Genomic DNA, 20291 nt, shown 5'->3' with positions numbered 1-20291 from the left:
GGCCGGAGCCGGTGCGGGACCCACTTCCAGGCTTGCGCGCACCCGGCTTCGCGCGCCCGCCGAAGCGGTGCCGACGGTCACCTGAGGCAACACAGCAACCTGCGAGAAGACAGTCGCCGAGGCGTTCCGCGAGTATTGGCCAGAGCGGGCACGCCAATCGAAGAACTTCTCTGCAGGCGAGCAGGATCCGCACGCGTACACCCACGGCGAATTGGACTTGCCATGGCCCGAATATTGTTGGCACTGCGACAACGAATCCTGACGCCGGATAAGCGCGAGGCGTTGTTTGACACACGCGGCTTCCATGTCAAGAACGACGCCGCGCGGCAGGCCCTGGAAAGCGCCGGGCAGAGTTTCATCGGCGGTTTCGGTGACGCCGCCGGGGCGCCGGAGCCCCGGGCCGCCGAGGAACTGCTGGAAAGCCGGCCGGCGCCGCTGCGCGGCTTCGCCTACGAGGGCGCCGCGATGGCGTACGCCCTGATGGACGGCCTCCGCCCCGGCGGCGGCCGGGGCATGGCGCGGTTCCTGGCCGGGCGCGGCGACGCGCACGTCTACATGGCCCACGTGGGCGCCGGCTGGGCCATGGCCCGGCTGCCCCGCTGGCGCCGGCCGGCCATCCTCCCGCCCGACCCGCTGCTGCGCTGGCTCGCTCTCGACGGCTACGGCTTCCACCAGGCCTACTTCCACACCGGCCGGTACGTCCACGCACGGCACCGCGACCCGGCGCACATCTGGCCGGCGGAGCTGCGGCACTACGCGCCGCACGCGGTGGACCAGGGCATCGGCCGGGCGCTGTGGTTCGTCGCCGGCGCCGACCCGGCCGAACTGGTCCGGCTGCTCCACCGGTTCCCCGCCGACCGGCACTCCGACCTGTGGAGCGGGGTCGGCCTGGCCGCCAGCTACGCCGGTGGCGCCGATCTGACGGAACTGCGAACGCTGCGCGAGGCGGCCGGCGAGCACCGGGCGGCGCTCGGCCAGGGCGCCGCGTTCGCGGCCAAGGCCCGGATGCGGGCCGGACACGTGCCGACGCACACCGCTGTCGCGGTCGGCGCGTTCTGCGTCACCAGCATCGAGCAGGCCGCCGCGATCACCGATGCCGCCCTGACCGATCTGACCGACTCGGCGTCGCTGCCCGCCTTCGCGGTGTGGCGTCAGCGGATCGCCGACCATCTCGTACTGCTGGGGAGGTGCTGACCGGGTGTCCATGATCCTGGGTTGGGGCCGACGTCATCTCGCCGGGCTGACCGCCCTGCTGCTGATCGTCGGCCTGTTCCTGATCGCCGAGCCGGCCACTGCTACCGACGAGGAACGGCGACGGGTGGCCGCGGGCTACCGGTTCACGCCGCTGTCCATCGCGATCCCGGGTGGCCTGCCGCAGCAAAGCATCCGCCGGGTCAACAAGGAGTACACGCACATCGACGCGTGGATCTCGTCGGTGGGCGCCGGGGTCGCCATGAACGACATCGACGGCGACGGCCTGGCCAACGACCTCTGCGTCACCGACCCGCGGATCGACCGGGTGGTGGTCACGCCGACGCCCGGGGCGCGCCAGGAGCGGTACCAGCCGTTCGTGCTCGACCCGGCGCCGCTGCCGATGGGGCCGCACATGGCGCCGATGGGCTGCGCGCCCGGCGACTTCAACGAGGACGGCCGCACCGACCTGCTGGTCTACTGGTGGGGCCGGACACCGGTGATCTTCCTGGCCCGCCCGGACGCCACCGGTCTGTCCGCGGCGGCGTTCCAGCCGGTCGAGCTGGTCCCCCGGCCCGCCGCCGCCGACGGCGGCTACACCGGGCCGCGGTGGAACACCAACACGGTGAGCGTGGCGGACTTCGACGGCGACGGTCACGAGGACGTGTTCGTCGGCAACTACTTCCCCGACGGCCCGGTGCTCGACCACACGGTCAGCGGCGGCGTGGCGATGAACAGGTCCATGTCGGCCGCGTACAACGGCGGGCGCGACCATGTCCTGCGCTGGACCGGCGCGACCGCCGACAGCGTCACCTTCGCCGACGTGCCGGACCTCTTCGACGACGACGTCTCCCGTGGCTGGGCACTCGCGTCGACCGCCACCGACCTCGACGGCGACCTGCTGCCCGAGCTGTACGTGGCGAACGACTTCGGCCCCGACCGACTGCTGCACAACCGCTCCACGCCGGGCCGGGTGCGGCTGGCCCTGGTCGAGGGCGAGGGCAGCCGGCTCACCGTGCCCAAGTCGAAGATCCTCGGGCACGACTCCTTCAAGGGCATGGGCGTGGACGTCGGCGACCTGGACGGCGACGGCCTCTACGACATGTACGTCGGCAACATCACCACCTCGTTCGGCATCCAGGAGAGCAACTTCGCCTTCGTCAACCAGGCCCGGGACACCGATGACCTGCGGCAGCGGCTCGCCGACGGGCGGGCGCCGTTCGTCGACCGCAGCGCCCCGCTCAACCTCGCCTGGAGCGGCTGGAGCTGGGACGTCAAGATCGCCGACCTGACCAACAGCGGCCGGCCCGACATCGTGCAGACCAGCGGCTTCGTCAAGGGCGAGGTGAACCGGTGGGCGCAGCTGCAGGAGCTGGCCACCGCCAACGACACGCTGCTGGAGCACACCTCGGCGTGGCCACGGGTCCGGCAGGGCGACGACATCGCCGGCGGGCAGCCGCTGCGCCTGCACGCCCGGATGCCCGGCGGCGCCTACGCCGACATCGCCGGCCAGCTCGGCCTGGCGGTGCCCATCCCGACCCGGGGCATCGCGCTCGGCGACGCCGACGGCGACGGCCGGCTGGACATGGCGGTGGCCCGGCAGTGGGACGCGCCGGTGTTCTACCGCAACGACAGCCCCGGCACCGGATCGCAGCTGTCCCTGAAGCTGAACCGGCCGCCGGCCGGCGACGCCGCCACCGGCTCCCCGGTGATCGGCGCGGACGTCACCGTCCGCACCCCGGACGGTCGTGTGCTGCGCGGCCGGGTCGACGGCGGCAGCGGCCACTCCGGCCGGCGCAGCTTCGAGGTGCACATCGGCCTCGGCGACGTCACCGGGCCGGTCCAGGTCGACCTGGCCTGGCGGGACCGCACCGGCGCGCCACGCGCGCAGACGGTGACGCTCGCCCCCGGCCGGCACGCGCTCACCCTCGGCACCCAGGCACAGGAGGCGAGTTCATGACGAAGCCACGCGACCCGCGAGTGACAGCGCTGCGCCGCTTCGCGATCTCGATCACCGTCCTCAACATCCTCGGCTACACGGTCCTCGGCTTCGAGCAGCCCGCGCTCTGGCCGGTGTACGCCGTGCTCACCGCGTACGCCGCCGAGCTGCTGCTGGAGGCAGTGGGCGCCCGGGGTGAGGGCCGCGCCCCCCGGTACGCCGGCGGCGTGCGCAACCTGGTCGAGTTCCTCTTCCCCGCGCACATCACCGCGCTGGCGGTGAACATGCTGCTCTACACCAACGACCGGGTGCTGGTGATGCTCTTCGGCGTGCTGGTGGCGATCAGCGGCAAGTGGCTGCTGCGGGCGCCGGTCAACGGGCGGCTGCGGCACTTCATGAACCCGTCGAACTTCGGCATCGCGATCGTGCTGCTGCTGTTCCCGTGGGTTTCCATCGCGCCGCCGTACCACTTCACCGAGAACCTCTCCGGCCCCGCCGACTGGGCGATCGTGGCCGTGATCCTCGTCCTCGGCACGATGCTCAACGCGAAGCTCACCCGCCGGATGTGGCTGATCGCCGGCTGGCTGTCGATCTTCGTGGTGCAGTCGGTGGTCCGGGGCCTGGTGCTGGACACGTCGATCGTGGCCGCGCTGGCCACCATGACCGGTACCGCGTTCGTCCTGTTCACCAACTACATGATCACCGATCCGGGCACCACGCCGAGCCGGCCGGCCGCCCAGTTCGCGTTCGGTGGCGGCGTGGCGCTGGTGTACGGCGTGCTGACCGGCGCCTCGGTGACGTACGGGCTCTTCTTCGCCACCGCGATCGTCTGCCTGGTCCGCGGCACCTTCCTCTGGTCGCTGCACGCCTCGCGCCGCGAGCAGCGGCGCCGCGAGCAGGACCAACCCGTCTCGCCCGCAACGCCCGGGACACCGGCCACCGCCGGTCCCGTCTCCGCGGACAACGGCAAGCGGCCCGTGCCCGCCTGATCCGCGAATCGCACAACCCCAGGAGTGACGACATGAGCAGAATCGCGGTCGTCGGCATGAGCTGCCGCTACCCGGAAGCCGATTCGGTGGCCGACCTGTGGCGCAACGCCCTCAGCGGACGCCGCGCGTTCCGCCGGCTGCCGCCGGAGCGGATGAGCCTGGAGGACTACTGGGACGCCGACCCGGCCACCCCGGACCGTTTCTACAACCGGCACGCCGCCGTCATCGAGGGGTACACGTTCGACCGGATCCGGCACCGGATCGCCGGCAGCACCTACCGCTCCACCGACCTCACCCACTGGCTGGCGCTGGACGTGGCCGGCGAGGCGCTCGCCGACGCCGGCTGGCCGGACGGCGCCGGGCTGCCCCGGGACCGTACCGCCGTGGTGGTCGGCAACACCCTCACCGGCGAGTTCTCCCGCGCCAACGTGCTGCGGCTGCGCTGGCCGTACGTGCGCCGGGTGCTGGCCGCCGGGCTGCAGGAGCAGGGGTGGCCCGACCGGCGGATCGCGGAGTTCCTGGCGGTGACCGAGGAGCGGTACAAGAGCCCGTTCCCGCCGATCGACGAGGACACGCTCGCCGGTGGTCTCTCCAACACCATCGCCGGGCGGATCTGCAACCACTTCGACCTCGGTGGCGGCGGCTGGACGGTGGACGCCGCCTGCGCCTCCAGCCTGCTGTCCGTGGTCACCGCCGCGCGCGCCCTGGCCGACGGCGAGGTCGACGTGGCGGTGGCGGGCGGGGTGGACCTGTCCATCGACCCGTTCGAGATGGTCGGCTTCGCCAAGGCCGGCGCGCTGGCCCGCGACGAGATGCGGGTGTACGACGAGCGGTCGCAGGGCTTCTGGCCGGGCGAGGGCTGCGGCATGGTCGTGCTGATGCGTCACGACGACGCGGTGGCGCAGGGGCGCGTCGTGCACGCGACGATCGCCGGCTGGGGTGTCTCCTCCGACGGGCGCGGCGGGATGACCCGGCCCGAGGCGCACGGCTACCGGCTGGCGCTGGACCGGGCGTACCAGCGGGCCGGCTTCGGCATCGGCACGGTCCCGCTCTTCGAGGGGCACGGCACCGGCACCGCCGTCGGCGACGCCACCGAGCTGCGTGCCCTCTCCGCCGCCCGGCGCGACGCCGGGGCCACCGATCCGGCCGCCATCGGCTCCATCAAGGCGCTCATCGGGCACACCAAGGCCGCCGCCGGGGTGGCCGGGCTGATCAAGGCGACCATGGCGTTGCGGCACGCCATCGTCCCGCCCACCGCCGGGTGCGCCCGTCCCCGCGCGGAGCTGACCGCCGCGGACCGTACGCTGCGCGCCGCGCCGGTGGCCGAGCCGTGGCCGGACGGGGCGCCGCTGCGCGCCGGGGTCACCGCGATGGGCTTCGGCGGGATCAACACCCACCTGGTGCTGGAGGCCGGCCCGTCCGCCGTGCCGGAACGTGTCCGGCGGCAGCAGCTGCGGCTGGCCCGGCACACCCAGGACGCCGAGCTGCTGCTGCTCGACGCGGCCGACCCGGTGGCGCTGCGGGAACGGGTGGCCGCGCTGCTGGATCCGCTGGCCCGGCTGTCGTACGGCGAGCTGACCGACCTGGCCGGCGCTCTGGCCGGCGAGGTACGCGGCCGGCCGATGCGGCTGGCGGTGGTCGCCGCCTCCCCCGCCGAGGCGGTGGACCGGTTCGAGCGTGTCCTGGCGGCGCTCGACCGGGGCGAGGAGGAGCTGTTCGCCGACGGGCTGGCGTTGCGGCGCACGCTGCGCCCGGCCCGGCTCGGGTTCCTCTTCCCCGGCCAGGGCTCCGGCCGCGGCGTCGACGGAGGCGCGCTGGCCCGGCGTTTCCCGGCCGCCGGCGAGGTGCACCGCCTGGCGGCGCTGCCGGCCGACGCGGACCCGGTGGCCACCGAGGTGGCCCAGCCGCGTATCGCCGCGGGTTCCCTGGCCGGCCTGCGGGTGCTCACCGAACTGGGCGTCGAGGCGCGGGTGGCGGTCGGGCACAGCCTCGGCGAGATCACCGCGCTGCACTGGGCCGGCACCGTCGACGCGGAGGCGCTGCTGCGGATCGCCGCGGCGCGCGGCGCGGTCATGGCCGGCTGCCGGGAACCGGGCACGATGGCCGGCATCGCCGCCGACGACACCGTCACCGCCCGGCTGATCGGCGCCGAACCGGTGGTGGTGGCCGGCTACAACGGGCCGCGGCAGACGGTGGTCGCCGGCCCGTCCGACGCGGTCCGGCGGGTGTGCGAGCGGGCCACCGACGCCGGTGTGCACTGGGCGGACCTGGCCGTCTCGCACGCGTTCCACTCCCCGCTGATGGCGTCGGCCGCCCGCGAGTTCGGCGACTGGCTGGAAGGGGTCCGCCTGACCCCGCCGCGCCGGCCGGTGGTCTCCACAGTCACCGGCGCGGAGCTGACCTCCGGCACCGACCTGGCGGCGCTGCTGCGCCGGCAGATCACCGAGCCGGTGCGCTTCGCCGCGGCGGTCACCGAGGCCGGCCGGCGGGTGGACGCGCTGGTCGAGGTCGGTCCCGGCCAGGTGCTCGCGCGGATGGCCCGGGAGCTGGTCGACGTGCCGGTGTTCGCCACCGGCACGGACGCGCCGACGCTCGCCGGGTTCCTCGGCACTGTCGGCGCGCTCTGGACGCTGGGCGCGCCCGTGGACCACGCCGCGCTGGTCAGCGACCGTCCGATCCGTCCGCTCGACCTGGCCGCGCGGCGGCGCTTCTTCGCCAACCCGTGCGAGGCCGCGCCCGCCGTGGCCGTGGCGGCGGCGTCCCCGACCGGGGCCACCCCGCAGGCCGCGGGCGGGCCGGTGACCGTCGACGAGACGGCCCCGGCCGGAGGCGGACCGGCGGCCGACCCGCTGGCGGTGCTGCGCCGGCTGGCCGCGTCCCGCGCGGAGCTGCCGCCCGAGAGCGTCGGCGCGGACACCCGGCTCCTCGACGGTCTGCACCTCAGCTCGATCGCCGTGGGACAGCTGGTGAACGAGGCCGCCCGGGAACTGGGCCTGCCCGCGGTGCAGGCGCCGACGAACTTCGCCACCGCCACGCTGCGGGAGATCGCCGACGCGCTGCGGGAACTGGACCCGGCCGCCCCGCCCGCCGACCGGCGGGTGGACGGCGTCGCCCCGTGGGTGCGCGGTTTCACAGTCGAGCTGGTCGAGGAACCGGTGGAGCCGGCCGGCGCCGGCCCCGGCGGCCCGGGTGCCTGGCAGTGGTACGCGCCGGCCGGGCACCCGTACGCGGAGGCGCTGCGCGACGCGCTCGCCGGTGCGGGCGTCGGCGGCGGCGTGCTGCTCTGCCCGGGCGAGGAGGTGGACCTGGACCTCGCGTTGCGCGCCGTCCAGGCGGCGGTGGCCCAGCCTCCGGGTGCCCGCCTGGTGGTCGTCCAGCACGGCCGGGGCGTCGCCGGGCTGGCCCGTACCGCCCGGCTGGAGGGCTCGGGTCTGCACGTGACGCTGGTCGAGGCGGCCCCGGCCGACGACCTGGTGGGCCGGGTGGTGCGCGAGGTGGCGGCCACCGACGGGTACGCCGAGTCGCACCTCGGCCCGGACGGCCGGCGGCGGGTCCCCCTGCTGCGGCCGCTGCCGCCGCCCGGCCCGGCACGCCCGGGTCCGGCCGGTCCGCCGCTGCGGCCGGACGACGTCCTGCTGGTGACCGGCGGCGGGAAGGGCATCACCGCCGAGTGCGCGCTCGCCCTGGCCCGGGACACCGGGGCGCGGCTGGCCCTGCTCGGCCGGGCCGACCCGGCCGCGGACCCGGAGCTGGCCGCGAACCTGACCCGGATGCGGGAGGCGGGGGTGCGCCTGCGGTACGTGCGCGCCGACGTCACCGACCCGGAGGCGGTACGCGCCGCGGTGGCGCAGGTACGCGCGCACCTGGGCCCGGTCGCCGGGGTCCTGCACGGCGCCGGGGTCAACCGGCCGGCCGCCCTCGGCGCGCTGGACCCGGACACCCTGCGCGCCACGCTGGCGCCGAAGGTGGACGGCCTGGCGCATGTCCTCACCGCGGTCGAGCCGGACGAGCTGCGGCTGCTGGTGACGTTCGGCAGCGTGATCGGGCGCGGCGGCCTGCCCGGGGAGGCGCACTACGCGCTGGCCAACGACTGGCTGGCCCGGCTGACCGCCGAGGCCGGCCGGCGCTTCACCGGATGCCGCGCGGTCTGTCTGGAATGGTCGGTCTGGTCCGGCGTCGGCATGGGTGAACGGCTCTCCGCCGTCGAGTCGCTGCTGCGCGCCGGCATCACCCCCATCCCGCCGGACGAGGGTGTCCGGCTGCTGCGCCAGGTGCTGGCGCTGCCCCGGCTGCCCGCCTCGGTGGTGGTCACCGGCCGCACCGACGGGCTGGACACGCTGCGCCACGAGCGGCGGGAGCTGCCGCTGCTGCGCTTCCTGGAACGTCCGCTGGTGCAGTACGACGGCGTGGAGCTGGTGGTCGAGGCGGACCTGTCGGCCGAGAGCGACCCGTACCTCGCCGAGCACGACCTGGACGGCAACCTCCTGCTGCCCGCGGTGCTCGGCATGGAGGCGATGGCGCAGGTGGCCACCGCGCTCGCCGGCGCCACCGGCGTGCCCGTGCTGACCGGCGTCAGCTTCCCCCGGCCCGTGGTGGTGGCCCGCGGCGGGCGCGTCACCGTCCGGATCGCCGCGGTGCAGGCCGAGGCGGGCGTGGTGGAGGTGGCGATCCGCAGCGACGAGACGGGCTTCGCGGCCGACCACTTCCGGGGCACCGTCCGCTTCGAGCCGGACGAGGGCGACCGGGAGGCGCCGGGCGTGACCGGCGGGCTGCCGCCGGTGCCGCTGGAGCCGGGCCGGGACCTCTACGGTGACCTGCTCTTCCAGGGCGACCGGTTCCGCCGGCTGGTGCGCTACCACCGGGTCGCGTCCCGGCGGGCCGAAGCGGACGTCGCCACCACCGAGGACATGCGCTGGTTCCACGCGTTCCTGCCGCAGCGGCTGCTGCTCGGCGACGCGGGCGCGCGGGACGCCTTCCTGCACGGCATCCAGGTCTGCGTGCCGGACGCGACGCTGCTGCCGATCGCCGTGGACCGGGTGGAGCCGGCCGGGCCGAAGCTCGCCGCCACCGAGCAGGTCCGCTTCGTGGCGGTGGAGCGGGAGCACCGCGACGACACCTACCGGTACGACGTGACGGTCCTCGGCGCGGCCGGGACGGTGGTGGAACGCTGGCTCGGTCTGCGCCTGCGCGCGGTGCGCCACCGCCCGGCCGCCCTGCCGTGGCCGCCGGCGCTGCTCGGACCGGCGCTGGAGCGGCGGCTGGGCCGGCTGCTCGACGCCGACCTGGCGGTGGTGGTGGAACCGCGTCCGGACCGGACCGGCGGAGCACGACGGGAGGTCACCGCCGTCGCCGTCGGACGGGCCGTGGGACGGCCGGTGCGGCTGCGGTACCGGCCGGACGGGCGGCCCGAGGAGGTCAACGGCCGGCACGTCTCCGCCGCCCACAGCGAGGTCGCCAGCCTGCTGGTGGCCGGCGCCGGGCCGCTTGCCTGCGACCTGGAGGTGGTCCGGCCCCGGCCCGCCGAGGTGTGGGCCGACCTGCTCGGCCGGCACGCCGGGCTGGCCGGGCAGATCGCCGCCGACCTCGGCGAGGACGCCGACGTCGCCACCACCCGGGTCTGGTGCGCCAAGGAGTGCCTGGTCAAGGCGGGGTTGCCGGTGGACGCCCCGCTGACGGTGGCCGGCGGCGACGGCGAGTGGGTGCTGGTGCGCAGCGGCCGGGTCACGGTGGCCACCGGCCCGGTCCGTCTGACCGGCGAGCCACAGCCGGTGGTCGTCGCCGTCCTCACCGCGACGGGGGTGTGACATGTCCGCCTGGTACGAGTACCGCCACGTGGTCGGGTTCGAGGAGACGAACCTCGTCGGCAACGTCTACTACGTCAACTACCTGCGCTGGCAGGGCCGCTGCCGGGAGATGTTCCTGCGCGAGCACGCCCCGGCGGTGGTCGACGACCTGCGCGCCGGGCTGAAGCTGTTCACGCTGCGGGTGGACTGCGAGTACCTCGCCGAGCTCGACGCGTTCGACGAGCTGCGCATCCGGATGAGCCTGACCGAGCTGACCCAGACGCAGCTCGGCCTGGCCTTCGACTACCTGCGCGACGGCCCGGGCGGGCTGGTCCCGGTGGCCCGGGGGCACCAGCGGATCGCCTGCATGCGGGAGGTCGCCGGGCAGGTGGTGCCGACCCGCGTGCCGACGCCGCTGGTGCGGGCGCTGGCGCCGTACCGGGCGGCCGAGGGGGTGGCCGGCCGTGCCTGAGCGCGCCGTGGACGCGCCGCCGGCCACCGCCGCGCTGCGTACGGTGCTCGGCGAGTTCGTCACCGGCGTGACGGTGCTGACGGTCGGTGGTCCGCTGCCGCACGGGATGACGGCGAACTCGTTCACCTCGGTCTCGCTGGACCCGCCGCTGGTGCTGCTCTGCGTGAGCCGGGACAGCCTGATGTCCGCCTGTCTGTCCGACGCGGACGGGTTCGGCATCTCCGTCCTGGCCGGGGGGCAGGAGCGCCTGGCCCGGCACTTCGCCGACCGGCGCCGGCGGCCCGGGCGCGCGCAGTTCGCCGCTGTCGGCTGGTCGCCGGGCGAGCGGACCGGCGCGCCGCTGCTGCACGGGGCGCTGGCCTGGCTGGAGTGCCGGCCGTGGCGCTGCCACGACGGCGGCGACCACGTGATCGTGGTGGGCCGGCTGGTGGCCGCGCGCACGGCTGCCGACAGCGACGCCCTGATCTTCCGGCGAGGCCGGTTCGACAGGTACGGGAACTCCCACCCGGCCGCCGGCCGCCGGCACGTCCAACCGCTCCTGAAGGAGGCGCAGTGACCCTGTCGGACAAGCGCGACGCCGGCGCTTCGGGGCTCGATCTGAACGGCAGCCGGCACCGGGCGGCCCTGCAGATCTTCCTCGTCGTCGTCATCGCCCACTGGGCCGAGCACCTGGTGCAGGCCGCGCAGATCTGGGTGTTCGGCTGGTCCCGGCCGGAGGCCCGGGGCGTACTCGGCATGCCGTTCCCGTGGCTGGTGGAGAGCGAGTGGCTGCACTACGGGTACGCGCTGGTCATGCTCGCCGGTTTCTGGCTGCTGCGCGGCGGCTTCGTCGGCCGCGCCCGGACCTGGTGGATGGCGGCGCTGCTGATCCAGGTGTGGCACCACCTGGAGCACCTGCTGCTGCTGGTGCAGTCGCTGACCGGCAGCAACCTGGCCGGGCAGCCGGTGCCGACGAGCCTGCTGCAACTGGTGGCGCCCCGGGTGGAGCTGCACCTGTTCTACAACGCGGTGGTGTTCCTGCCGATGGTGGTGGCGATGTACCTGCACCGCACGCCGCTCGCCGACGAACTGGCCCGGATGCGGTGCAGTTGCCGCCGGGTGGCCGAAGTCCGGTGAGGCGCGGGCCGGGGCTGAGGTGGCTGGCGGCGGGTCTGCTCACGCTGCTCGCGCTCGGCCTGGCCGGGCTGACCCTGGCGGCGCAGCTGCGGCCGGCGCGGTTGGTGACCACCGACCCGCCGGCCGGCGCCCGGCTGACCACGGCGCCGGCGGCGGTGACGCTCACCTTCAACGGCCCGCTCGACGCCGAGCGGACCCATGTCTGGTTGATCGGCCCGGGCGGCGCGTTCGGCGCGACGGGCGCGCCGCGCTACCGCGACAACGGCGTCGAGGTGCCGGTGACGGTCGTGGGTGACGGGCGCTACCGGGTCGGTTACCACGCCCAGCTCGCCACCGGGCAGACCGCCACCGGCGTGGTCCCGTTCACCGTCGCCGCCGGGCTCGGCGCGCCGCCGCGGGCCGCTCCGGCCGCGTCCCCGCCGGCCACCGCGCCGCCGGACGGGTCCGCCGGGGGCGGCCACCACGGGGGTACGGGCGGAGCGGCCGGCCTGGCCCTGCTGCTGGCGCCGGTGGTCACCGGAGCGGTCCTGCTCGTGCTCATGGCGCGGGGACGGCGTGACCGGCCCGCCGGCGGCACGCCCTCGTCGGCCGGTCCGGGGCCGGGCGGGCGACGGCGGGCCTGGGTGCTGCGGGAGCCGGAGGACGCCGGCGACCGGCCTGCCGACCGCGAACCGGCCCGGCCGGGCGGGTGACCTGACGGACCACAGGAGGGAAAGCGATGTCCGTATCGACAGATGCCGCCGCGGTGAAGGCCGAACAGCGGCGGACCTGGGACGCCGTCAGCGACGGCTGGACCCGCGAGTGGGAGACCTTCGAGCGGGGCGGCGCGGCGCTCACCGCGCGGCTGCTGGCCCTGGGTGGCGTACGGCCGGGGCACCGCGTCCTGGACGTCGCGACCGGTCCGGGGGAGCCGGCGCTCAGCGCCGCCGACATCGTCGGCCCGGCCGGCACGGTCACCGGCGTCGACCTCTCCCCCGCCATGCTCGCCGTGGCCCGCCGCCGGGCCGAGGGCCGGCGCAACGTCAACTTCCTCGTCGCCGACCTGGAGACGGTGGAGCTGCCGCCGCACGCGTTCGACGTGGTGCTCAGCCGGCTCGGCCTGATGTTCGCCGTCGACCCCGGCGCCGCGTTCGGCCGGATCGCCCGGCTGCTCGTCCCGGGCGGCGTGCTCGCCGCGGCGGTGTGGGCGCCACCGCCGCGGGTGCCGCTGATGTCGCTCGGGTACGGCGTGCTCGCGCGCCGGCTGGACCTGCCGTCCGGGCCACCGGACGCCCCCGGCCCGTACCGCCTGTGCGATCCGGAGGCGCTGGCGGCCGGGCTGACCGACGCCGGCCTGCGGGACGTGACAGTCGAGGAGTACCCGGTCCCGTTCCGGTTCCACGACCCGGCCGAGTACGCGCGGTTCACCCGGGCGGTGGCGCCGCCACCGGTACGCCGCCGGGTCGAGGCGCTCGATCCGGCCGGGCGGGACGCGCTCTGGGCCGAGGTGGCCGCCGCCGCCGAGGGACGCGCCGGCCCGGACGGACTGGTCGACCTGACCTCGACCGCGCTCACCGTCCGCGCGGTCGCCCCGCACTGACAGATTCCACGCGAAGAAGGGACCGAGATGACCACCGAACTGCAACGCCGCAAGCTGGAGAAGGTCTTCGCCTCGTACGACGCCGACGGGGACGGCGTCATCGACGGGCTGGACATCACCGCGATGGCCCAGATCTGGTGCGACACGTACGGCGTGGCGCCGTACTCGCCGGGCTGGCGGCGGATCCACGGCGCGGCGGCCCGGATGTGGCGCGGGATGCGCGGCAGCGACGGGCCCGACGGCGAGAAGCGGGTGACGGTCGCCGAGTGGGTGGCGTGGGCCGACAAGCCGGAGTTCCCGGAGTTCGTGACGAACGCGGCGGTGCCGTTCAGCCTGGCCGTGTTCGACGTGGCCGACGCGGACCGGGACGGGCGCATCAACCACGCGGAGATGTTCGCGGCACAGAGCAAGAGCGGCATGCGCTCCGAGGACACGCAACGGATCTTCGACCGGCTCGACACCGACCGGGACGGCTACCTCACCAGCGAGGAGTACGGTCGGGCGGCGCACGAGTTCTACCTCAGCGCCGACCCGGACGCGCCGGGCAACGTGATCGCCGGGGAGCTCTGAGCGGCCGGACGCCCGGCCGCCGGTCCGTGTGGGCCGGTGGCCGGGCGTCGGTCGTTCAGCGGGTACGGCGGCGCGCGGTCATCGGCAGCGCGTCGACGGGCATGGTCATGGCCGGCACGGGCTTCGGCTCGTGGCCGGGCACCGGCTCCAGCCGCCAGCGGGCGGCGATGCTGGCCAGCGAGACGATCATCTCGGTCCAGGCGAACTGGTCGCCGATGCAGCCGTGCACGCCGGTGGCGAACGGCATGAACGCGCCGCGGGGCAGCGTCCGGGCCCGTTCCGGCAGCCACCGGTCCGGGTCGAAGAGCTCGGGCTCGGGGTAGATGCGCGGGTTGTGGTGCACGGCGTGGAAGCTGTAGAGCACGTCCGAGCCGGCCGGGATCAGGTAGCCGCCCAGTTCGGCGTCGCGGGCGGTGACCCGGTTGTTGAACAGGCCCTGGGTGCGCAGCCGTAGCGTCTCGGAGAGCACCTGGCGGGTGTACTCCAGCGCCGGCACGTCGGCGTAGCCGGCGGCCCGTCCGTCGAGCACCCGGTCGACCTCGGCGTGCAGCCGCCGCTGCACCTCGGGGTCCGCGCCGACGTGGTGCAGCGCCCAGCAGAGCGTGTTGGCGATGGTGTTGCTGCCGGCGATGAAGAACGTCATCACCTCGTCGTGGACCTGCTCGTCGCTCATCGCGGGCCGGCCGTCCTCGTCGCGGGCGAAGAGCATCATCGACAGCAGGTCGCCGTGGTCGGTGCCGGCCGCGCGGTACTCGGCGATGACCCGGCGGATGGTCGCCCGCAGGTATTCGGCCGCGGTGTCGTAGTCGCGGTTGGCCTGGGTGGGCAGGCGGGTCAGCACGCCCGTCACGTCGGTGATCCGGCGGAACAGTCCGCCCAGGACGGTGGTGGTCGCGGCCATGAACCGGGCTCGGTCCAGGCTTCGGTCACCGGCGAAGACGACCTCGACGACGTTGGTGAGGGCCAGCTCGTCCATCTCCTTCTCGACCGCGAGGCGCTGGCCGTCGCGCCAGGAGTCGAGCTTGCCGGCGACCGTCCGGCTCATCAGCTCGGTGTAGTGGATGACCTTGTTGCGGTGGAAGGCGGGCTGGATCAGCGCCCGCTGCCGGCGGTGGAACTCGCCCTCGGAGATGCCCAGGCCGTTGCCGAACATGGACCGGAAGCGCTCGGTCATCGGGCCGCCCCGGACGAAGGTGTCGCCGTCGCGCAGCAGCTCCCGCATCAGGGTCGGGTCGTTCACCACGTACGCCGGGCGCTTGCCGAGCGCGATGGTGACGACCGGCTCGCCGGACTGGAGTTCGAGCAGGAACTCGGCGGGTCGTCGTTTCATCTGCAGGCCGTGCCCGAGCACGGGCAGGCGGCCGGGCGCCGACGCGGGTGTGCGCAGGGTGGTGGTCATGGTGCGTTCCCTCGGTGTCGGGCCGCGCGGCTCGCCGCGTCGGCGGTGACGGGCCGGTCCGTCGTGCGGCGGCGGCCCGGTCGGGATCAGCGGGAGAGCAGCGCGCCGGTGGACGCGGGCCGCCCGGCGGCGTGCCAGACCCGCGACGAGCCGATGGTCTGGCCGTTGGCCAGGTCCTGAAGGGTGATCTGGACCCGCCAGGGGTCGAACTGGAGCACCTCGAAGCCGGCGTCGGCGGGGCCGTCGGGCCAGACCGCGTACGGGTCGAAGCCGCGCTGGGTCGCCTCGGCGGCGACGAGGTCCCAGACGTGGCGTTTGGTGTCGCCCGGCTCCAGCCAGGTGGCGTGGCAGTCGACGAAGACGGCGTCGTGCGCGGGTGTCCAGTAGCTGCACGAGACGTACGGGTTGCGGGCCAGGTGGGCGGTCTTGACCGGGGTGCGGGAGGTGCTGACCCAGCCGGTCGGGCCGGCGTCGCCGACCTCCCAGGAGACGTGCATGATCCGGCTGCGCGGCCGGTCGCGTCCGTCCACAGTGGCGACGGTGCACCAGCCGATCTCGGTGGTGAGCCGCAGGAAGTCGTCACGGAGGTCGGCGAAGTCGCCGACCGGGGTGCTGAACGTGGAAGGCTCCATGCCGAGATGGTAGATCCGCGCGAGCGCAGTTTGCTATATGATTCTCAATTCTTGCGGTGCCCGCTTCGGAGCGTCACCAGGCCCGCAGAATCGTGCGCAGCGCGTCGATCACCCGGGCCTGCGCGCCCTCGTCCAGCGACGGGTACATCGGCAGCGAGAAGATCTCCCCGGCCAGCCGCTCGGTCACCGGCAGTGACCCCTCGGTGTAGCCGAGGTGGGCGAAGCCGCGCATGGTGTGCACCGGCCAGCGGTAGCTGACGTTCAGCTCGATGCCGTGGCGACGCAGCGCCGCCAGGATCTCGTCGCGCCGCGGGTGCCGCACCACGTAGAGGTAGTAGACGTGCTCGTTGCCGGGCGCGGTGACGGGCAGGCCCAGGCCGGTGCCGGCGAGCCCCTCGTCGTAGCGGCGGGCGATCGCGCGGCGGGCGGCGACGTAGCGGTCCAGCCGCCGCAGCTTGCGGCGCAGGATCTCCGCCTGCACCTCGTCCAGGCGGCTGTTGCGGCCGGGCGTCTCCTCGACGTAGTAGCGGTCCTCCATCCCGTAGTACCGCAGCCGGCGCAGGCGCCGCTCCACGTCCGGGTCGGCGGTGATCGTCGCGCCGCCGTCGCCGTACGCGCCGAGCACCTTGGTCGGATAGAAGGAGAAGGCGGCGGCGTCACCGAGCGACCCGGCCACGCGGCCGTGGTGGCGCGCGCCGTGCGCCTGCGCGCAGTCCTCCAGCACCGCGAGGCCGTGCGCGGCGGCGAGCGCCCGCAGCGGCGCCATCTCGACGCACTGCCCGTAGAGGTGCACCGGGAGCAGCACCCGGGTACGCGGCGTGATCACGTCGGCGACCCGGTCGACGCGCATCAGGCAGGTCGCCTCGTCCACGTCGACGAAGACCGGCACCGCGCCCACCGCGTCGATGGCGAGCACGGTCGGCGCGGCCGTGTTGGCGACGGTGACCACCTCGTCGCCGGGGCGTACGCCCAGCGCCCAGAGGGCCAGCGAGATGGCGTCGGTGCCGTTGGCCACCCCGACGCAGTGCGGCACGCCGTGGTAGGCGGCGAACTCCCGCTCGAAGCCGCGCACGCTCTCACCGAGCACCAGCCGGCCGGAGGAGAAGACCTGGTCCACCGCGCCGAGGACGTCCTCCCGCTCGCTCTCGTACTCGGCCAGGTAGTTCCAGACTCCGATGGTCATGGCGGCGGACCTCCCCGGGAGCGTCGTCGCCGCGGCGCCTCACCCCGGCATCACCACCCCGCATCCTAGTCGCCGCCCCATCGGCTAGCTACACGTTCGTCAACCGACGTCGGTACAGGCGGCTCCCGGCCACTGGCCCGAACGGACGGAATCACCCGGGCCGCGACGCCGTCGCCGCGGACTTGGCACCAACCCTGCGGGGCGCGCGAACAGCCTTTCCCGGCAAGCCCTCAGGACCGAGCTGACCTGCCCCGACATCGGCCACTGTCGACCATCGCGGCACCTCCGGCAATCGATGGAAATTGCGCGCAGTGGATCTCCCTGCAGTCGACTTCCCGTCAATTGACAGTTGCAATTCGGATAGTAGGCTCGCTGCCGCGGGCGCCGCTCCCTGGCACTTCTCCGTCCCCCTCGACCGCGACGCCTGGCATGTTCCGGCCTCAATCCCGCACGTGACCAGGAGGACGTCCATGCCCCGTCCACAACTGCGCGGTCCGCTCCGGCGGGCCGCCCACATCGGAGTGATCGCGCTCGTCGCCGTCAGCAGCGGCCTGGTGCCACCCCCGGCCGCGGCCGGGGCGTCCGTGCGGCGGGTCACCTCGACGGTGACCGGCAGCGACGGCCAGCCGTACCGGATCACCAACCACCTCACCCGCACGGCTCAGGCCGCCGAACGTCCGGGCGCGCCCGCCCGCCAGTGGCTGCTGGTCTGGACCGGTGACGCCGCGCCCGGCCCCGACGGCAGGCCCGACCCCGACTTCCTCGCCGTCGTGGACGCCACCCCCGGCTCCCCCGACTACGGCCGGGTGGCGAACACCGTCACCGTCGACTCGGTCTTCGGCAACGAGCCGCACCACATGCAGTACACCTGGCGCAAGGGCGACAAGGTGTACGCGGGCGGCCTGCTCAGCGACACCGTCTACGTCTTCGACGTCAGCCGGCTGCCCCGGGTCTCGCTCAGCGGCGTGACGCTGCCGCACGACACCCCGTGCGGCTCGGTGCCGGACGCGTTCACCGTCCTGCGCGACGGCACCGCGTACGGGTCGTACATGGGCGGGCCCGACGTCGCCGGGCCCTGCACCTACTCCGACGGGCAGACCCGCGTGGGCAACGGCTTCGCCGGCTCCCCCGGCGAGGTGGTCCGGCTCGGCGCCGACGGCCGGGTGCTGGCCGAGATGCCGGCGGCGAAGAAGACCGCCGAGGACCCGGTCTCCTGCCCCAACCAGCCCGCGCTGCCGGTGCCGACCTGCGCCAACCCGCACGGCATCGCGCTGCGCGAGGACCTGAACCGGCTGGTCACCAGCGACTTCGTCGAGGTGCGGCACGTCGTCGCCGGCCTGGTGACCGACCCCAACCTGCAGCGCCGCACGGTCCGCACGTACGACATCAGCGACCGGAACCGGCCCCGCCTGCTCTCCCTGTCCTACCTGCCCGACGGGCCCCGGGTCGACGACGAGTACAGCCGCGAGGGTCTGCTGGCCATGGAGCCCGCGGTGACGCACCAGCCCCGGCACAAGGGAGCGTTCGTGGCCACCGGGATGGGCGCGGTCTACTACACGCCGGACATCACCAAGCGGGAGCTGACCTGGCGGCAGGTGTTCGACGACGCGACCGCCTTCCGCCGGATCTACCCGCGCGACACCCCGACCAGCGCGGCCGACGGCGGCAGCTGGCTCATGGTGAGCCCGGACGACCGTTTCCTGTTCCACACGGTGATGTTCGGCGGCAACAACTCACCGGCCGTCAACGCCGAGTCCGGCATGGTGTACGTGCTGGACATCCGCCGGCTCCTCGCCGCCGGCAGCCGGACCTCGTGCCGGATCGACACGATCGCGGAGACCGTACGCGGCGGTGCCGAGCCGGACTGTCCCGCTCTGGTCAGCGCGCTGCCCATCGTGGACACCACACTCGGTGGGCCGCACTGGGGCGCGATGGACACGTTCCGGCCGGTGGCGGGCGGGAAGCACTTCCGCCAGACCGACCAGGTCTCCCGGGTGGTCACCTCGAACTACTTCGTGGCGCCCACCGGACTCGACGGTGACGCCCGGATCTGCATGGCGCTGGTCGACCCGGCGGGCCGGCTCACCGAGGACCGCGCGTTCCGCGACGAGCACACCGGCCGGCGCTGCGTGAGCTTCGACCGGACGAGCTGGCCGCACGGCGACACCGGCAAGGCGAATCCGCACGGGCTGCTCTTCGCGGTGGCCGACGCGCAACTGCGCTGACCGCAACCGGCGGCGGGCGGCGACGAGCCGCCCGCCGCCGGGCTCACACCGCCGCGGTCAGCCGGGGCACCACCTCGGCCGGGGACGGCAGCGCCGCGATCTCGGCCCGCACCTCGCCGGTCACCCGGCCCAGCTCCGCGTCGGTGAGCAGCCGGCCGATCGCGGCGGCGTCCAGCTCGTCCACCGAGCCCAGCACGTGCGCCAGCCCCCGGGCGCGCAGCAGCTCGCCGGTGACCAGCTCGTCCGGCGAGCCGGGCAGCACCAGCTGGCGGACGCCGAGCGCGGCGCAGGTCAGCGTCGTGCCGTCGCCGCCGTGGTGGATCGCGGCGGCGCAGCCGCGCAGCAACTGGTTCAGCGGCACCCAGCCGGTGGTCCGCACGTTCGGCGGCAGGTCGGGCGGAGCGGCCGACTCCCCGATCGCCAGCACGAACTCGGCGTCCAGCCCGGGCGCGGCGGCGAGCACCCGCGCGATGCCGGCGGCGAACCGGTCCGGCCCGCCGAGCGTGCCGAACGTGACGGCGATCCGGGGCCGCGCGACCGGCTCCCGCAGCCACTCGGGCAGCACCCCGCCGCCGTTGTACGGCACGTAGCGCATGGAGATGTCGGCCGGCCCGCCCTCGACCAGGCTGGGCGGGGCGATGTCGACGGTCCGGATGCCCTCGGGCAGCGTCACCCCGTGCCGGCGCATCGCCACCGCGCCGGGCAGCTCGCGCAGCAGGTCGGGGGTGAACCGGGCCAGCCCGAGGCTGTGCGCGACCGCCGGCACCTTCAGCCGGGCGGCGACGACCGGGCCGACCGCGAAGATCGGGTCGTACACCACCAGGTCCGGCTGGACCCACTCGCCGAGCGCGACGTGGGCGTCGACGAACGGATCCCAGGCCGAGACGATGTACGGCTTGCGTTCCTCCATCTCCGCGATCGGGTCGGCGCCGATCGGCTCGAAGAGGCGCGGCACGTCGCGGATGAACTGCGCCTGCATGTCCGAGGTGGTGCGTCCGGGCACGGCGTCCAGGACCGGCAGCCCGGCCCGGGCCACCGCCAGCGCGTCACCGGCGGTGACGAAGACGACCTCGTGCCCGGCGGCGCGGAACGCCCACCCGAGCGGTACCAGCGGGAACGCGTGGCCGATGGCCGGACCCGGCATGAACAGTACGCGCATGACTCCTGCCCTCCCTGTCGTCGCGGCGGCACGGCCGACGCCGTACCGCCGAGC

General features: G+C 74.7%; 15 protein-coding genes. 11 read left to right on the top strand and 4 right to left on the bottom strand.

The window, feature by feature from the left end; all coding sequences use genetic code 11:
- The first annotated feature begins 222 nt into the window (after nucleotides 1-222).
- From A4R25_RS17100 to A4R25_RS17055, 10 genes are read left to right on the top strand one after another with little or no spacing between them, the layout of a single operon-like run.
- Complete coding sequence (locus A4R25_RS17100; RefSeq protein WP_064447377.1) at nucleotides 223-1194, top strand: DUF1702 family protein; 972 nt, start codon at nucleotides 223-225, stop codon at nucleotides 1192-1194.
- A gap of 4 nt (nucleotides 1195-1198) precedes the next feature.
- Nucleotides 1199-3151 (top strand): CRTAC1 family protein, encoded by a 1953-nt coding sequence (locus tag A4R25_RS17095; protein ID WP_064447376.1) that lies wholly within the window; start codon nucleotides 1199-1201, stop codon nucleotides 3149-3151.
- Nucleotides 3148-4119 (top strand): hypothetical protein, encoded by a 972-nt coding sequence (locus A4R25_RS17090; protein ID WP_043325264.1) that lies wholly within the window; start codon nucleotides 3148-3150, stop codon nucleotides 4117-4119. Before A4R25_RS17095 ends, A4R25_RS17090 begins: the two co-directional genes overlap by 4 nt.
- 32 nt (nucleotides 4120-4151) lie before the next feature.
- A complete protein-coding gene (locus tag A4R25_RS17085) occupies nucleotides 4152-9923 on the top strand; it encodes an SDR family NAD(P)-dependent oxidoreductase (protein WP_064447375.1) in 5772 nt (1923 codons plus the stop codon).
- A gap of 1 nt (nucleotide 9924) precedes the next feature.
- Nucleotides 9925-10374, top strand: coding sequence for a thioesterase family protein (locus A4R25_RS17080; RefSeq protein ID WP_030503316.1), 450 nt, complete (start codon nucleotides 9925-9927; stop codon nucleotides 10372-10374).
- Nucleotides 10367-10930, top strand: a complete 564-nt coding sequence (locus tag A4R25_RS17075) for a flavin reductase family protein (RefSeq protein WP_231915558.1) — start codon at nucleotides 10367-10369, stop codon at nucleotides 10928-10930. The genes A4R25_RS17080 and A4R25_RS17075 overlap by 8 nt, the downstream gene beginning before the upstream one ends.
- A complete protein-coding gene (locus A4R25_RS17070; RefSeq protein WP_051611104.1) occupies nucleotides 10927-11490 on the top strand; it encodes a hypothetical protein in 564 nt (187 codons plus the stop codon). The genes A4R25_RS17075 and A4R25_RS17070 overlap by 4 nt, the downstream gene beginning before the upstream one ends.
- Nucleotides 11487-12182, top strand: coding sequence for a copper resistance CopC family protein (locus A4R25_RS17065; protein ID WP_064447373.1), 696 nt, complete (start codon nucleotides 11487-11489; stop codon nucleotides 12180-12182). The genes A4R25_RS17070 and A4R25_RS17065 overlap by 4 nt, the downstream gene beginning before the upstream one ends.
- A gap of 26 nt (nucleotides 12183-12208) precedes the next feature.
- Nucleotides 12209-13069: a class I SAM-dependent methyltransferase gene (locus A4R25_RS17060; protein ID WP_064447372.1), complete on the top strand. Its 861-nt coding sequence runs from the start codon at nucleotides 12209-12211 to the stop codon at nucleotides 13067-13069.
- Nucleotides 13070-13096: 27 nt separating this feature from the next.
- Entirely contained in the window at nucleotides 13097-13639 is a 543-nt protein-coding gene (locus A4R25_RS17055) for an EF-hand domain-containing protein (protein ID WP_030503321.1), read from the top strand.
- Nucleotides 13640-13694: 55 nt separating this feature from the next.
- On the opposite strand, the gene A4R25_RS17050 is transcribed toward A4R25_RS17055, so the two are convergent.
- From A4R25_RS17050 to A4R25_RS17040, 3 genes are all read right to left on the bottom strand, one after another.
- Nucleotides 13695-15038 carry a cytochrome P450 gene (locus A4R25_RS17050; protein ID WP_043325274.1) on the bottom strand — a complete coding sequence of 448 codons (1344 nt, stop codon included), beginning with the start codon at nucleotides 15036-15038 and terminating at the stop codon, nucleotides 13695-13697.
- An 86-nt stretch (nucleotides 15039-15124) separates the two neighbouring features.
- Complete coding sequence (locus tag A4R25_RS17045) at nucleotides 15125-15670, bottom strand: pyridoxamine 5'-phosphate oxidase family protein (RefSeq protein ID WP_064447371.1); 546 nt, start codon at nucleotides 15668-15670, stop codon at nucleotides 15125-15127.
- Nucleotides 15671-15743: 73 nt separating this feature from the next.
- Nucleotides 15744-16853: a DegT/DnrJ/EryC1/StrS aminotransferase family protein gene (locus tag A4R25_RS17040; protein WP_064447370.1), complete on the bottom strand. Its 1110-nt coding sequence runs from the start codon at nucleotides 16851-16853 to the stop codon at nucleotides 15744-15746.
- Nucleotides 16854-17323: 470 nt separating this feature from the next.
- Between A4R25_RS17040 and A4R25_RS17035 the strand changes: the two genes are divergently transcribed.
- The gene (locus A4R25_RS17035) at nucleotides 17324-19078 is read left to right on the top strand and encodes a hypothetical protein (RefSeq protein WP_197494921.1); all 1755 of its coding nucleotides are present in this window, start codon (nucleotides 17324-17326) and stop codon (nucleotides 19076-19078) included.
- 43 nt (nucleotides 19079-19121) lie between these two features.
- Here A4R25_RS17035 and A4R25_RS17030 read toward each other — a convergent pair whose 3' ends face one another.
- Complete coding sequence (locus tag A4R25_RS17030) at nucleotides 19122-20237, bottom strand: nucleotide disphospho-sugar-binding domain-containing protein (RefSeq protein WP_064447369.1); 1116 nt, start codon at nucleotides 20235-20237, stop codon at nucleotides 19122-19124.
- Between the last annotated feature and the right edge of the window lie 54 nt (nucleotides 20238-20291).

It is taken from the genome of Micromonospora sp. NBRC 110037 (genome assembly GCF_001652995.1).
GTDB lineage: Bacteria > Actinomycetota > Actinomycetes > Mycobacteriales > Micromonosporaceae > Micromonospora > Micromonospora chalcea.
The sequence above is the reverse complement of the archived record's forward strand: the minus strand, read 5'-3'. Positions and strand labels throughout refer to the sequence as shown.